The sequence below is a fragment of the Saccharopolyspora dendranthemae genome (assembly GCF_007829955.1).
GTDB classification, from domain to species: domain Bacteria; phylum Actinomycetota; class Actinomycetes; order Mycobacteriales; family Pseudonocardiaceae; genus Saccharopolyspora; species Saccharopolyspora dendranthemae.
The window spans coordinates 552,647-566,028 of sequence record NZ_VIWX01000004.1 but is presented as its reverse complement, the minus strand read 5'-3'; the positions used below and the strand labels follow the sequence as shown (position 1 = coordinate 566,028).

Below are 13,382 nucleotides of genomic sequence, written 5' to 3'. Positions count from 1 at the left end.
TGCCTGAAAGACTGGGGATTCGAATGGATGGGCACGTGGTGGCTCTGGGTTCTTGTGCTCATCCCGATCCCGCTCTGGGCACTTATCGGGCGTCGGCATGGTATTTCGGCCGGCGCGGACTGGTTCGCCATGAAAAAGGGCTACGTCGACACGTATGAACTCACCGAAGTGAAGGTGGAAGGCGCTAGCGGCGGGCTGGCGTGGACGCTTGAGCTTGCCGACAAAAAGGGTACCGAAATGTCGGTCGATGCGGCGGACGCTCAGGCAAATTCGAAGCTGTGGGATCTCGTCTACAACGGGATCTTGCACTCCGTGCAGCAGGGGAGCGCCAAGACGAACCCGAAGGCGCTGGACAAGCTCCGATTGCGGTAGGCGCAACCGGAAGCCAATCGACGCCCGGCCGGAGCCCCTCGCGGATGTGGCGGAGTTTGGCAAGATTATCCCCGGTGCTGGTCTCGTACTAACCGGCGCAGGCATCGGGTACGACATCAGCCAGGGGAGAGACCCAACCCAGGCCGTTTCCAGCGCAGGCGCAAGTCTTGTGTCAGGTGCTGCTGTGGGTGCCTGCATCGGCGGCCCGGTCGGGGCCGTCGTTGGTGGTGTTATTGGTGTCGGAGTCGGATTTGCGGTTGACCAGAACTGGGATGCCATCACCAGTACTGGGGAGAAGCTGCAAGAGATCAACCCGAAGATGACACGATGACGGCGAGGACTACGTGACGATCCCCCGGCCTAACCCCCAGACCGGCGAACCACGGCCTCCAAAGGCTCCAGTCTTCAGCGTATGGGGGGAGCTCGAACGAACCTCCCGCAAGCGACCGAAGTACCCTGAAGCTCCAGCGGGGCGCGGTCCTGTCCTGGAGTGGTACCAAGGCACGGCAAGCGGATACGCGCTGGGCGGGGTCTTCGCTTCGTGTCTCCTCTTCGGTTTTATGTGCCTGAAGGACTGGGGATTCGCTTGGATGGGCACGTGGTGGCTTTGGATCTTTGTGCTCATCCCGCTTCCGATCTGGGCACTACTCGGCGGAAAGAAGCACGGAATCTCCGCCGGAGCGGACTGGTTCGCCTTGAAGAAGGGTTACGTGGACACGTATGAACTCACCGAAGTGAAGGTGGAAGGCGCTAGTGGTGGGCTGGCGTGGACGCTTGAGCTTGCTGACAAAAAGGGCACCGAAATGTCCGTCGATGCGGCGGACATTCAGGCAAACTCGAAGCTGTGGGATCTCGTCTACAACGGGATCTTGTACTCCGTGCAGCAGGGAAGCGCCAAGACGAACCCGAAGGCACTGGACAAGCTCCGATTGCGGTAGGCGCAACCGGAAGCCAATCGACGCCGACCGAAGCCCCTCGCGGATGTGGCGGACTCAAGGAGGGGCTTCACCGGGCCGGTGTTCGTCGTGGCCCGTGCGAAGGTGTTCGGCGTCGACGCTCGCGACCTGCACGGGGTTCGGGCTGCCGACGCCGTCGGCGATGCGGTGGAGGCGATCAGGCGGGGTTCGCGCGTGGTGATCTCGGATCCCGGTCGGCCGGAGCGTGTTGCTCATCACCACGTCGACCAGGCGCGGGCTTGGGTGTTGGAGGGCGACCGGGAGCGGGCGCTGGGGGAGCTCAACGCGGCGCGCGACGTTTCTCCGTCGCAGGTCCGGGGGCATCCGTCGGTGCGGGAGACCGCGTGGTCGCTCCTGCGGCAGCCGCGGGTGTCCGCCGGCGCGGTGGAGTTCGCGCGCTGGGTCGGGCTGAAACCGAACTGAATCGACGCCGACCGGTGCTCGGGGGGCCGAGCGGTGGGTGTGAGACTGAGCTCCCGCCGAAAAACCAGTGGCGTCGAGCGCCTATTCTGGTCCGCGTGAACTGGACCGTCGACGTCCCCGTAGATGACCTGCCCGAGTTGCCTCCGCTGCCCTCGGAGATGCGCGCCCGTCTCGATGACGCCTTGGCTCGCCCCGCGGCTCAGCAGCCGACGTGGCCGGACCAAGAGGTCGGCAGCGTTCGCAAGGTGCTGGAGAGCGTGCCGCCGGTGACCGTGCCCTCCGAGGTGGACCAGCTGCGCCACCACCTCGCGGCCGTCGCCCGAGGCGAAGCGTTTCTGCTGCAGGGAGGTGATTGCGGCGAAACGTTCGCGGACAACACCGAACCGCACATCCGCGGCAACATCCGGACCCTGCTGCAGATGGCCGTCGTGCTGACCTACGGCGCGAGCATGCCGGTGGTCAAGGTCGGACGGATCGCCGGTCAGTACGCCAAGCCGCGTTCCAGCAACACCGACGCCCTCGGTCTGCAGTCCTACCGGGGCGACATGGTCAACTCGCTGGTCGCCACCGAGGAAGCCCGTCGGCACGACCCGTCGCGGCTGATCCGGGCCTACGCCAACGCCAGCGCCGCGATGAACCTCTCGCGCGCGCTGACCAGCGCCGGCATGGCCGCGCTGACCAAGGTGCACGACTGGAACAAGGACTTCGTGCTCAACTCGCCGGCCGGGGAGCGCTACGAATCCGTCGCCGCCGAGATCGACCGCGGCCTGCGCTTCATGCACGCCTGCGGCGTCGACGACTCCAGCCTGCACTCGGTGGAGTTCTTCGCCAGCCACGAAGCCCTGGTGCTCGACTACGAGCGGGCCATGCTGAGGCTGGACACCAGCGGCGACCAGCCCCGGCTCTTCGACCTGTCCGGTCACTTCCTGTGGGTCGGGGACCGCACCCGTCAGCTCGACGGCGCGCACATCGCCTTCGCCGAGCTGATCTCCAACCCGATCGGCCTCAAGATCGGCCCGACGACCACGCCCGAGCAGGCCGTGGAATACGTCGAGCGGCTCGACCCGAACAACGAACCGGGTCGGCTCACGCTGATCAGCCGGATGGGCAACGGCAAGGTGCGCGACGTGCTGCCCGCCATCGTCGAGAAGGTCACCGCCTCCGGGCACCAGGTGATCTGGCAGTGCGACCCCATGCACGGCAACACCCACGAGTCCAGCACCGGCTACAAGACCCGTCACTTCGACCGCATCGTCGATGAGGTGCAGGGATTCTTCGAGGTGCACAACCGGCTCGGCACGCACCCGGGCGGCATCCACATCGAGCTGACCGGTGAGGACGTCACTGAGTGCCTGGGCGGTGCCCAGGAGATCTCCGACTCCGACCTGTCCGACCGCTACGAGACCGCCGTCGACCCGCGTCTGAACACTCAGCAGTCGCTGGAGCTGGCCTTCCTCGTGGCGGAGATGCTGCGAGGCTGACCGAGAGAGCGGCTGCACCGCTCGCCTGACACCGAACAGGGCCCGGAATCGCTCCGGGCCCTGTTCGGCGTTTCAGCGGCGGATCAGGGGTTCTCTGCGCAGGTCTGAGGTGAAGTCCTTGATGGGCCCGCTGAGGCCCAGCGGGTCGAAGCGCACCAGGGAGATGCCGCCCAGCACGGCTGCGCCGATGCCGACCGCCACGAACGGCCAGTTGTACATCGCCTGCTCGCCGTCCGGGTAGTAGGCGAGGACCAGCGCGATCGAGGCGCCGACCACGTAGGACAGGGCGCGCGGAGTCCAGGCGAACGCCGAGGCCAGCGCCAGCCCCCACGTCAGGTACCAGGGCAGGACGACCGGTGAGAGCAGCGCGCCGCAGCACAGCACGATCGCCGCGCGGCGGACCGCTTCGGTGCCACCGTCGCGGGCCTGCCACCAGTTCCAGGCCAGCAGCGCCAGCAGCAGCATCGAGCCGAGCGTGCGGGTGGTGCCCACGATCGGCCAGATGTTGAGGTCGCCGAACAGCGAGAGAACGGTGTGCACGGCCTGCCCCACGCCGGTGGGCGAGGACAGGTAGTTCACGATCATGCCCGGCGCGGACAGGGCGGACAGCCAGCCGAAGCCGACCTTCGCCAGCGCCGTGCAGCCGCCGAAGACCACCGCGAACACGCCCAGCGCGGGCACGACGGCGTGGGAGAACCGGCGGAGCGTCGGGCCCTCCAGCCGGGCGGCCCACATCCACACCAGGAACGGCAGCGCCAGCCCGGCGGTCGCCTTCACGGCCATCGCCGCCGACACCAGGCCGATGCCCAGCACGTTGCGGCCGTTGAGCATCGCCAGCGTCCCCGTCGCGAGCAGGCCGATCATGAGCATGTCGTTGTGCGGGCCGCCGACCAGGTGCACCACGGTCATCGGGCTCGCCGCCACGAGCCACAGCGCGATCGGAAGGCGTCCGCCCAGGTGCCGGACGAGTCCGGGCAGCGCGCAGATCAGCAGCACCAGACCGCCGAGCAGCACCAGCCGCATGACGATGACGCTGGCGATCACGTCGTGGCCGGCCAGCAGGATCACGCCCTTGGCCACGCCCATGAACAGCGGGCCGTAAGGCGCGGGAGTGGTCTGCCAGGTGGGGTGGACGTTCTCCGGGATCGGGCCGGTCAGCATCGCCGGACCCACGCCGTAGGGGTCGAGGCCGTGCAGCGCGAGCAGACCCTGCCCGAGGTAGCTGTAGACGTCGCGGCTGAACAGCGGCGGCGCGGCCAGGATCGGCGCGAGCCACGCGGCCGTCGCCCACAGCACCCCTCGTGCGGACACCAGCTCCGCGATCACGCCACGGCCGAGCCGCACCCACGCCCACACCAGCAACGCGAACCCCACGTAGACCACGGTGACCGCGAAGTCGCGGCCGTGCCCGTAGCGCAGCACCGACAGCGGGCCGTCGCCCAGGATCGGGTCGTGGATGAGAGTGCCCCCGGCACCGACCGAACCGGCCAGCAGCAGCACGGAGCCGATCGCGCCGAGAAGGATGGTGCGCAAGGGCAGCGGACGTCCGGGGTGACGTCCGCCGAGGCTGATCAGGTCGGCTGGTGTGCTGCTGGTCCGATCGGACGCGTTCGGGGCCGACTCCACAGAGACAATCGGGGCCATGTTGGGATCAATAGTTCCACAAGCTCGCACCCGTCCGGCTCTGACCAGGTCAGATCGCGTTTCGCGAAACGACGGTCGATGATCTTCGAAAGCCGGGTCGCCCCTGGTAGATCCACGCCTCGGAAAAACGTTACAACTCAGACACGAGATCAGGATCACGCTGGCGGGTGGAGATCTTCCACCGAAGAGGCGACCTCGGTCACGGGTGACGAGCCGCCTAGAACGCGGTCACGTGGATGGCCGAACCGGGCTGGACGCGGCTCCCCGGGAGCGGGTACTGACCCAGGATCACCATGTCGTCGCGCTGGAACAGGGCTTGCACGCTCAGCTGGAGCCCGAGCTGCGCCACCTGCACCTGGGCCTCGGTGACCTTCATGCCGTTGAGGCTGGGCACCGGAACGGCGTTGGAGACCACCACGCCGATGCGCGGCCGACCGACGAGCTTGACCTCGGAGCCGATCGCCGGATCCGTGCTGATCACCTTCCCGGCATCGACGTCGCCGTCGAACTGCTGACCCGCCTCGTAGGGCTCGAAACCGGCGTTGCTCAGCGTCGTGAAGGCGTCCTCGCGGCTCATCCCGCGCACATCCGGGACCTGCACCGGCGGCGGGCCCTTGCTGACCACCAGCGCCACCTCGGAGTTGAGGTTCACCCGGGTGCCGGGAGCCGGATCGGCGCTGATCACGTGCCCTTCCGGCACGGTCCGGTGGTACTGCGCCGAGGAGGAGTCCTGCTTGGGCTGGAGCTTCGCGTTGCGGATCAGGTTCTCGGCCTCGGCGACCGTGATGCCCGCCTCGATCTGCGGGACCGCGGGCTTGCCCAGCGAGACCACGACGTCCACCGAACTACCGCTGCGCGCCTGGGAACCCTCCGCGGGATTCGAGCTCAGAACGATGCCTTCCGGCACGTCGTTGTCGTTCTCCCTGGTCACGTTCGCGGTCAGCTCGGCGCCCTGCAGCGACTGGACGGCCTGCTGCTCGGACACCCCGACGATCCGGGGGACCGAGACGTAGCTGCCGAAGCCGAGCCAGAACGCCGCTCCGCCCACCAGCGCGACCAGGACCAGCACGATCGCGGCCCACATCGCGCCGTTGCGGCGGCCCCTGCGCCGTTGCGGTTCCATGCCCGCTCCCGGCGGCGGCGCGTCGTACTCGTCGGTGGCCGGGCGGGCGAGCGCGCGCGTGTGGTGGCGCGGCTGCTGCTCAAAGTTCTGCGGAACCGGTTCGACCCTGGTCGGCTGGGCGCGCACGGTCGGGAACTGCTCGGTCGGCGGGTCCGCCACCGGCGGCATCAGCGCCGTCCGAGCCTCCGAAGCCGGCACCGGGACGGCCACGGGCGCGATGCCCAGGTCGCTGCGCACCTGCTCCAGCTCGGCGGAGAACGCCTCGGCGTCCGCAGGTCGCTGCTCCGGGTCGCGCCGGGTGGCGCGCAGCACCAGCGCGTCGAGCTCGGCCGGCACCTCAGGCGAGGTCTGCGCTGCGGACGGCACGTCGTCGTTCACGTGCTGGTAGGCCACCGACATGGCGGTGTCGCCGACGAACGGCGGCCGCCCGGTCAGCAGCTCGTAGAGCACGATCCCGGCGGCGTAGACATCGGTGCGCGCGTCGGCGGCACCGGTGGTGACCTGCTCGGGGGAGAGGTAGGCGACGGTGCCGAGGATGACGCTTCCGCTGGTCGTGCCCGCTTCAGCCGCCGCGCGCACCAGCCCGAAGTCGGCGACCTTCACCGAACCGTCGTTGCCGATGAGCACGTTCTCCGGCTTGACGTCGCGGTGGACCATGCCCGCGCGGTGCGCGGAGGCCAGCGCCGAGAGCACCGGCTGCATCACGCTGATGGCCATGGCCAGCGGCAGCTTCCCGCCGCGGTCCATGATCAGGTCACGCAGCGTGCACCCCTCGACGAGCTCCATGACCAGGAACACGTGGTCGCCGTCGGCTTCGCGGTCCACGCCCTGGTCGTAGACGGCGACGACGTCGTTGTGGTGCAGCTTCGCCGCGGAACGGGCTTCGCGTTCGAACCGGTCGACGAAGGAGCGGTCGCCCGAGTAGCGGGCGTCCATCACCTTGAGCGCCACCGGGCGCTCCAACCGGGTGTCCAGACCTCGGTAAACGGTGGACATGCCGCCGCGGGCGATCACCGAGTCCACGCGGTAGCGACGTTCGAGAAAGGCTCCGACGAGGCTGTTGCCCTGTCCTTGCCGTGTCTCAGGTGTCATCGCTCGCCATTCCCCGGGTTCCTTGCCACTACCGATTGTGGCAGGTACGCGCACGATACCGGCGTTCGGTGGGGCGGTGGCGTTGATCAACAAGATAACCCGCGCGGTGCGCGGCACGCGCGAGCGCGATGTGGCAAGGTGTGCGGCGTGGTTGCAATCCCCGCTGCCCCGGACGTGCTGGCTCCCGACGTGGAGGTTGTGCCGCTGACCGCTGTGGCTGAGAAGCTCGGTCGGTCCGTCACCCGGGTGCATCAGCTCATTCGTGATGGTCATCTGCTCGCCCTGCGCCGGAACAAGGAGCTGGGGGTGCCGAGTGCCTTCTTCATCGACGACGAGATCGTGAAGGGGCTGGGCGGCACGATCACCGTGCTCCGCGACAACGGCTACCACGAGGACGAGATCCTGCGCTGGCTGTTCGCCGAGGACGCCACGCTCCCGGGCTCTCCGATCGACGCGCTGCGCGGCGATCGTGGCCGCGAGGTCAAGAGGCGCGCGCAGGCCATGGGCTTCTGACCGGCCCCCTGGTGGTGCGCGTCGAGGCGCACCACCGGGAGGGACGTTCAGCCGGGCTGGTCGTTGTCCTTCAACGATCCCCAACCGTGCCACTTGTCGATCTCGATCCAGGCGCTGACCCGCGGGTTCTCCCGGTTCGGGTACTGCTGGCCGAGGTAGTGGTTGGCGAGGCGGTCGATGTCGACGAGGCCTTCGTCATCCTTGAACTCGGTCACCCTGCCGACCACGGTGACGTGGGTGTACCAGTCGCCGGAGTCCAGCACGCTCAGCGTCACCCGAGGGTCGCGCCGGATGTGCTTGAGACGAACGCGCTGGGCGTCCATGTTGATCAGGACCCGGCCGTCGTCCCACAGGTACCAGGTGGGCGTCGACACCGGCGTTCCGTCGGAACGCAGCGTCGTGATCACGGACGGGTTGGCGCGGCGCAGCAGCTCGACGGCGTCGGGCGGCAGCGGCGGCTTGGACATGAGATCTCCTCGATCGCTCGGGTGCCGTTGCGGCGGAGCCGTGAAGATCACCGACCCCGCGATGAGCATCATCGCCACGCCGGCAGCGCGCCGCCATCCGGGGGAGCGTGCCGACCGCGGCTCAACCCCGGTCGGTCCCGCCGAGGACCCGCTGCGCGGCGAGCTTTCCCGAGATCAGGACCGGGGGAACCCCGACGCCGGGCGTCGTCCCCGAGCCCGCCAGCACGACGTTGCTCAGCCCGCGCACCAGGTTCTTCGGCCGGAACGGTCCGGTCTGGGAGAAGGTGTGCGCGGCGGAGAACGGGGTGCCTGCGGCATGGCCCTCCGCCGCCCACTCCGCCGGGGTGACCAGTTCCGAGGTCTCGATCGCGGCGTCGAGGCCGGAGAACCCGCGCCGCTCCAGTACTCCCACCAGCTCGTCGCGGTACCGGGGACCGATGCGGGACCAGTCGATCGGTCCGGCCTCCAGGTTCGGGCACGGCGCGAGAACGTAGTGCAGGTCGCGGCCTTCCGGAGCCAACGTCGGGTCGCTCGCGGTCGGCCGGGTGACCAGCAACGACGGGTCCGTCATCGGCTTGCCGTCACGGATGATCTCGGTGAAGGTGTCCTGCCACGCCTCGCCGAACGAGATCGTGTGGTGCGCTGAGGACCAGTTCCTGGTCGTGCCCGCGTGCAGCACCACGGCGGAGGGCGACCAGCGCAGGCGACGTCGCGGCCGCCTGCCCAGCAGCCGGTGGACCACGGGCAGGTCGGGGGTGAGCACCACGGCGTCAGCGGGGATCCGCTCGTCGGCGGTGCGCACGGCGGTGATGCGGACACCGCTGCGTTCCAGGTCGGTCACCTCGGTCCCGTACCGGAACCGGACACCGGCACCTTCGGCGGCTGCGGCCATGGCGGTCGGCACCGCGTGCATGCCGCCGCGCGGGAACCAGACGCCGTTGACGGTGTCCATGTAGGAGATCACCGCGTAGAGCGCGAGCGCGCGCCGCGGATCCAACCCCGCGTAGAGGGCTTGGAAGGAGAAGACCCGCCGCAACCGCTCGTCGCGCAGGAACCGGCCGATCGCCGGGCCGAGCCTGCCGAAACCGCCGAGCGCCACCAGCCGGGCCAGCTCGGGGGAGACCAGGTCGAGCGGTGAGTCGAAGTTGGCGTCGATGAACCGGTGCCTCTCCGCCCGGTGGACGTCGGTCAGCCAACGCCGAAGTCGCCGGTACCCGTCGGCTTCCCGAGGGCCGGCCAGCCTCCGCACCTCGTGCTCCATCGCCTCGGCATCGGTGTGCACGCCCAGCGTCGAGCCGTCGGCGAACCGGGCCTCGTAAGCCGGGTGCAGCGGGATCAGGTCCAGCCGTTCGCGAACCGACGAGCCGACGGCGGCCAGCGCTTCGTCGAGCAGGTCGGGCATCGTCAGCACCGTCGGGCCGGTGTCGATCCGGTACCCGTCGAGGGTGCGCAGACCTGCCCGGCCGCCGGGGGCGTCGGCGCGTTCCACGACGGTGACCTGCCGTCCCGCGCCGGCCAGGTGCAGCGCGGCGGCGAGCCCCGCCAGTCCGGCGCCGACGATCACCACGTGGTCGGTTCGGCCGGTGACCGAGCGCACGGCGTCAGTGGTTGCGGTCGGTGACCGCGATGGCCAGCTCGGCCAGCCGCGACGCGGCGGGCTCGTCGAGCCCGGCGGTGTGCAGCGCGAGCATGGCCGAGCCGGTGAGCTCGGTGATCCGCTTCTCCACGGCTGCCACCGCCCCCAGTTCGGTGAGCACCTCGCGCGCTGCCGCCACCCGCTCCTCGGTGAGCTGCGGATCGCCCAGCACCTCGTGCAGCAGGTCGAGCTTGGCCTGGTCGCCCCGCTCCTGGGCGGTCGCGACGGCCTCGGCGATCAGCACCGTCCGCTTGCCTTCGCGCAGGTCGTCACCGGCGGGCTTGCCGGTGACCGCCGGGTCGCCGAACACGCCGAGCAGGTCGTCGCGGAGCTGGAACGCCACGCCGATGTCGGAACCGAACCGGCGCAGCGCGGCCAGTGCCTCCGGCGTCGCCCCGGCGATCTCCGCGCCGAGCTCGAGAGGCCGCTGCACGGTGTAGGAAGCGGCCTTGAGCTGGCAGATCTTCAGCGCCGCTTCCGGCGACTCGTCGACGTTGACCTGTCCGAGCACGTCCAGGTACTGGCCGGAGAGCACCTCGGTGCGCATCGCGCGCCACGGCCGCAGCGCACGCTGCATCGCCTCGGCCGGGATGCCGGCGCTGTGCAGCAGGTCGTCGGCCCAGGCGAGCGCCAGGTCACCGAGCAGCACGGCGGAGGCCATGCCGAACTGGGTGTCGTCGCCGGTGAATTCGGAGTCCCGGTGCTGCTGCTGGAAGCGGCGGTGGATGGTGGGCTTGCCGCGCCGGGTGTCGGACTCGTCGATGAGATCGTCGTGCACCAGAGCGCAGGTCTGGATCAGCTCGAGGGCACTGGCCGCCTGCAGCATCGCTTCGGCTTCCGGCCCGCTCGCCGCGCCCCCGCAGGCCCGCCAGCCCCACCAGGCGAAGGTCGGGCGGATGCGCTTGCCGCCACCGAGCACGAAGTCGTTGAGCTCGGCCACCGCCGCCCCGACCGCGGGGTCGAGGTCGGCCGCCTCGTCACGCCGGGACTGCAGGCAGCTCCTCAGCACCCGCTGGATGTGACCGGGCAGATCAGCTTCGAAATCGGCGTTGCCGCCGACGGCCCGCATGGTGGCCGAGTACATGGGAGGCACACCTCCATCCTGCGCGATGCCTCCGCGTCGCTTCCTGCGGGGCCACGGCATCGCTCCCCGTGCGCGGGGCGCTCCGGAGGGTGACCGGCGGTCTCGATCAGAGCTTGGCGCCGGGCCTCGTCCGCAGGTGGTTGCGCAGCGCGAGCCCGCCGATGAGGCCCGCCGTGACGACGGCGACGCCGCACACCAGCAGCGCCCAGCCGACCCAGTCCATCCCCGTGCCGGTCATGAACTGGAAGGTCGCCGAGGGCTGGGTGACCTCGCCCGGTTCCAGCAGCCAGGTGACCGTGCCCGCGCTCTCCTCGCCGTTGGTGGTCGTGATCTGCCCGGGAGCGCTCAGCTTGACCTCGATGCCGGAATCGGTGTCGGCCAGCGGGGTCAGGTCGGCCTCGCCCTCGAAGATCACCAGTGAGCCGGAGCGGTGCATCTTCAGCGAGAACCGCGAATCGGACGGGCTCATCGCGGTCGCGAGCTGTTCGACCTCCTCGTAGGAGAGGTCGTTGAACGAGAGGTTCGCCCCGACCCGGGTGCCCTCCTTGTACGGCGTGACGTGAACCCGGTCGGCGAGATCGGGAGGAGGCCGCAGGTCGAACGGCACCTTGCCGTCCGGGGTTTCGGTGGCCACCAGCACCTCGCCGGAGACCTTGTCCTCGCCGGAAATGGTCATCGCTGCCCTGACGTGCAAGCACCCGCTGAGCATCGTGCTGAGCAGGATGATCAGCAGGACCAGCAACGTTCGGCGCGGTCTGTTCCCCTCCACGCGGGGGATGTTGCCACCGACAGGAGAAGTTTGCCGATCGTGTGATCATCGCCGGTGTCCGCTTTTCGTCGTATCGCGTCGCTTCCACGTGCGCGCGCTAGCGTGGCGGCATGGGAGTTGACCACAACGGCGTACACGCGATCAGCGACCGGTTCGTCGACGAGCTGGCGGCGCTCGACCCGATCGCGAGCACCTACCTGGGTTTGCCCGGTGGGGAAGAGGAACTGACCGACTACTCGCCCGACGGCCACCGGGCGCGCGCCGAGCTGGCGGCCCGGAGCCTCGCCGCCGTGCGGGAGGCCGAGCCGGCCGACGAGTCCGAGCGGATCGCGAAGGCGGTGTTCACCGAGCGCGTCGGGCTCGACCTCGAACTGCACGAGATCGGCGCGGACATGTCCTCGCTGAACGTGATCGCCAGCCCGGCGCAGGAACTGCGCCAGGTCTTCGACCTGATGCCCGGTGACGGCGACGCCGACTGGCGGACCATCGGCCGCAGGCTCTCGGCGATGCCGGAAGCCGTGCTGGGGTTGCGCGCCGGGCTGACCGAAGCCGCTGCGGCGGGCAACGTCTCGGCGGCGCGGCAGGTCCGCAAGGTCGCGCAGCAGTGCGACACCTGGTCCGGGCGCGACGGCGGTGACTCGTTCTTCGCCGCGATGGTCGGCCGGGCGGAGGGCATCGAGGACTCGCTGCGCCGCGAGCTGGAGACCGCCGCGGAATCGGCGGCCGAGGCCTACGCCGGTCTGGCCGACTTCCTGCGAGGCGACCTGCTGCCCCAGGCTCCCGAGAAAGACGCGGTGGGCGAGGAGCGCTACCGGCTCTGGTCCCGCTACTTCACCGGCGCGAAGCTCGACCTGCGCGAGGCCTACGAGTGGGGCTGGCAGGAGTTCTCCGGCATCGAAGCGGAGATGAGGGAAGTCGCGAACCGGATCAAGCCGGGCGCGACGCTCGCGGAGGCCGCAGCGATCCTCGACGCCGACGAGCGCTACCAGGTGCGCGGCCAGCGCGAGTTCGAGCGGTGGATGCAGGGGCTCTCCGACCAGGCCCTCGCGGACCTGCGCGGAACGCACTTCGAGATCCCGGACGCCTTGATGCGGCTGGAGTGCAAGATCGCTCCTCCCGGCGGTGGCGTCGGCGCCTACTACACCGGGCCCACCGACGACTTCTCGCGACCGGGTCGGATGTGGTGGTCGGTGCCCGCCGACCGGCAGGACTTCCCGACCTGGCGCGAAGTGTCCACTGTGTACCACGAGGGCGTGCCGGGCCATCACCTGCAGGTCGCGACCTCGGTGCACGAGGCGGAGCGGCTCAACAAGTTCCAGCGGCTGGCCTGCTTCGTCTCCGGGCACGGCGAGGGCTGGGCGCTCTACGCGGAGCGGTTGATGCGCGAGCTCGGGTACCTCTCCGACGACGGAAACCTGCTCGGCATGCTCAACGACCAGCTCTTCCGCGCCGCCCGCGTGGTCGTCGACATCGGCATGCACCTGGAGCTGGAGATCCCGGGCGGGACCGGGTTCCACGAGGGCGAGGTGTGGACGCCCGACCTGGGGCTGGAGTTCATGCTCAGCCGCACGATCACCGACCCGGCGCAGGTGCGCGACGAGATCGACCGCTACCTGGGCTGGCCGGGTCAGGCCCCGTCCTACAAGCTCGGCGAACGCCTGTGGCGCGCGGCGCGCGACGAGGCCCGCCACCGCCACGGCGCGAGCTTCGACGTCAAGGCCTTCCACACCGAAGCCCTCAAGCTGGGCTCGATGGGCCTGGACACGCTCCGCGAACAACTCGCGGAGCTCTGACCTCCCGGACCCCGCCACGAGAGCCGCGG

General features: G+C 69.6%; 12 protein-coding genes. 6 read left to right on the top strand and 6 right to left on the bottom strand.

Annotated elements, in window-relative coordinates; translation table 11 throughout:
* Positions 1 to 27: 27 nt before the first annotated feature.
* The 4 genes from FHU35_RS20845 to FHU35_RS20825 all read left to right on the top strand — a co-directional run bounded on the left by FHU35_RS20845 (position 28) and on the right by FHU35_RS20825 (position 3,232).
* The gene (locus FHU35_RS20845) at positions 28 to 372 is read left to right on the top strand and encodes a hypothetical protein (RefSeq protein ID WP_222429444.1); all 345 of its coding nucleotides are present in this window, start codon (positions 28 to 30) and stop codon (positions 370 to 372) included.
* A gap of 590 nt (positions 373 to 962) precedes the next feature.
* The gene (locus tag FHU35_RS20835) at positions 963 to 1,310 is read left to right on the top strand and encodes a hypothetical protein (protein ID WP_222429443.1); all 348 of its coding nucleotides are present in this window, start codon (positions 963 to 965) and stop codon (positions 1,308 to 1,310) included.
* A gap of 87 nt (positions 1,311 to 1,397) precedes the next feature.
* Complete coding sequence (locus FHU35_RS20830) at positions 1,398 to 1,751, top strand: hypothetical protein (protein ID WP_145742287.1); 354 nt, start codon at positions 1,398 to 1,400, stop codon at positions 1,749 to 1,751.
* A gap of 95 nt (positions 1,752 to 1,846) precedes the next feature.
* A complete protein-coding gene (locus FHU35_RS20825) occupies positions 1,847 to 3,232 on the top strand; it encodes a class II 3-deoxy-7-phosphoheptulonate synthase (RefSeq protein ID WP_145742285.1) in 1,386 nt (461 codons plus the stop codon).
* A 72-nt stretch (positions 3,233 to 3,304) separates the two neighbouring features.
* On the opposite strand, the gene mptB is transcribed toward FHU35_RS20825, so the two are convergent.
* Both mptB and pknB read right to left on the bottom strand, forming a co-directional pair.
* The gene (gene mptB / locus FHU35_RS20820; protein ID WP_186459527.1) at positions 3,305 to 4,876 is read right to left on the bottom strand and encodes a polyprenol phosphomannose-dependent alpha 1,6 mannosyltransferase MptB; all 1,572 of its coding nucleotides are present in this window, start codon (positions 4,874 to 4,876) and stop codon (positions 3,305 to 3,307) included.
* Between the two features lie 217 nt (positions 4,877 to 5,093).
* Positions 5,094 to 7,091: a Stk1 family PASTA domain-containing Ser/Thr kinase gene (pknB, locus tag FHU35_RS20815; protein ID WP_145742282.1), complete on the bottom strand. Its 1,998-nt coding sequence runs from the start codon at positions 7,089 to 7,091 to the stop codon at positions 5,094 to 5,096.
* 147 nt (positions 7,092 to 7,238) lie between these two features.
* Here pknB and FHU35_RS20810 point away from each other — a divergent pair, with 147 nt between their 5' ends.
* Complete coding sequence (locus tag FHU35_RS20810) at positions 7,239 to 7,604, top strand: Rv2175c family DNA-binding protein (protein ID WP_222429442.1); 366 nt, start codon at positions 7,239 to 7,241, stop codon at positions 7,602 to 7,604.
* A gap of 47 nt (positions 7,605 to 7,651) precedes the next feature.
* Here the strand turns inward: FHU35_RS20810 and FHU35_RS20805 are convergent, their stop codons facing one another.
* The 4 genes from FHU35_RS20805 to FHU35_RS20790 form a co-directional block, all read right to left on the bottom strand.
* Positions 7,652 to 8,071, bottom strand: a complete 420-nt coding sequence (locus tag FHU35_RS20805) for a PPOX class F420-dependent oxidoreductase (protein ID WP_145742280.1) — start codon at positions 8,069 to 8,071, stop codon at positions 7,652 to 7,654.
* Between the two features lie 121 nt (positions 8,072 to 8,192).
* Positions 8,193 to 9,668, bottom strand: coding sequence for a phytoene desaturase family protein (crtI, locus tag FHU35_RS20800; RefSeq protein WP_145742278.1), 1,476 nt, complete (start codon positions 9,666 to 9,668; stop codon positions 8,193 to 8,195).
* Positions 9,669 to 9,672: 4 nt separating this feature from the next.
* Positions 9,673 to 10,791: a polyprenyl synthetase family protein gene (locus FHU35_RS20795; RefSeq protein WP_246110454.1), complete on the bottom strand. Its 1,119-nt coding sequence runs from the start codon at positions 10,789 to 10,791 to the stop codon at positions 9,673 to 9,675.
* Positions 10,792 to 10,897: 106 nt separating this feature from the next.
* Positions 10,898 to 11,560, bottom strand: coding sequence for a DUF3153 domain-containing protein (locus tag FHU35_RS20790; protein ID WP_246110453.1), 663 nt, complete (start codon positions 11,558 to 11,560; stop codon positions 10,898 to 10,900).
* Positions 11,561 to 11,670: 110 nt separating this feature from the next.
* Between FHU35_RS20790 and FHU35_RS20785 the strand changes: the two genes are divergently transcribed.
* Complete coding sequence (locus FHU35_RS20785) at positions 11,671 to 13,353, top strand: DUF885 domain-containing protein (RefSeq protein ID WP_145742276.1); 1,683 nt, start codon at positions 11,671 to 11,673, stop codon at positions 13,351 to 13,353.
* The last annotated feature ends 29 nt before the right edge of the window (positions 13,354 to 13,382 follow it).

Excerpts from the sequence above, each read along its gene's own strand:
- FHU35_RS20845 (WP_222429444.1), top strand. The coding sequence starts at position 28 with ATGGGCACGTGGTGGCTCTGGGTTCTTGTGCTCATCCCGATCCCGCTC.
- FHU35_RS20835 (WP_222429443.1), top strand. The coding sequence starts at position 963 with ATGGGCACGTGGTGGCTTTGGATCTTTGTGCTCATCCCGCTTCCGATC.
- mptB (WP_186459527.1), bottom strand. The coding sequence starts at position 4,876 with ATGGCCCCGATTGTCTCTGTGGAGTCGGCCCCGAACGCGTCCGATCGG.
- pknB (WP_145742282.1), bottom strand. The coding sequence starts at position 7,091 with ATGACACCTGAGACACGGCAAGGACAGGGCAACAGCCTCGTCGGAGCC.
- FHU35_RS20805 (WP_145742280.1), bottom strand. The coding sequence starts at position 8,071 with ATGTCCAAGCCGCCGCTGCCGCCCGACGCCGTCGAGCTGCTGCGCCGC.
- FHU35_RS20795 (WP_246110454.1), bottom strand. The coding sequence starts at position 10,791 with ATGTACTCGGCCACCATGCGGGCCGTCGGCGGCAACGCCGATTTCGAA.
- FHU35_RS20785 (WP_145742276.1), top strand. The coding sequence starts at position 11,671 with ATGGGAGTTGACCACAACGGCGTACACGCGATCAGCGACCGGTTCGTC.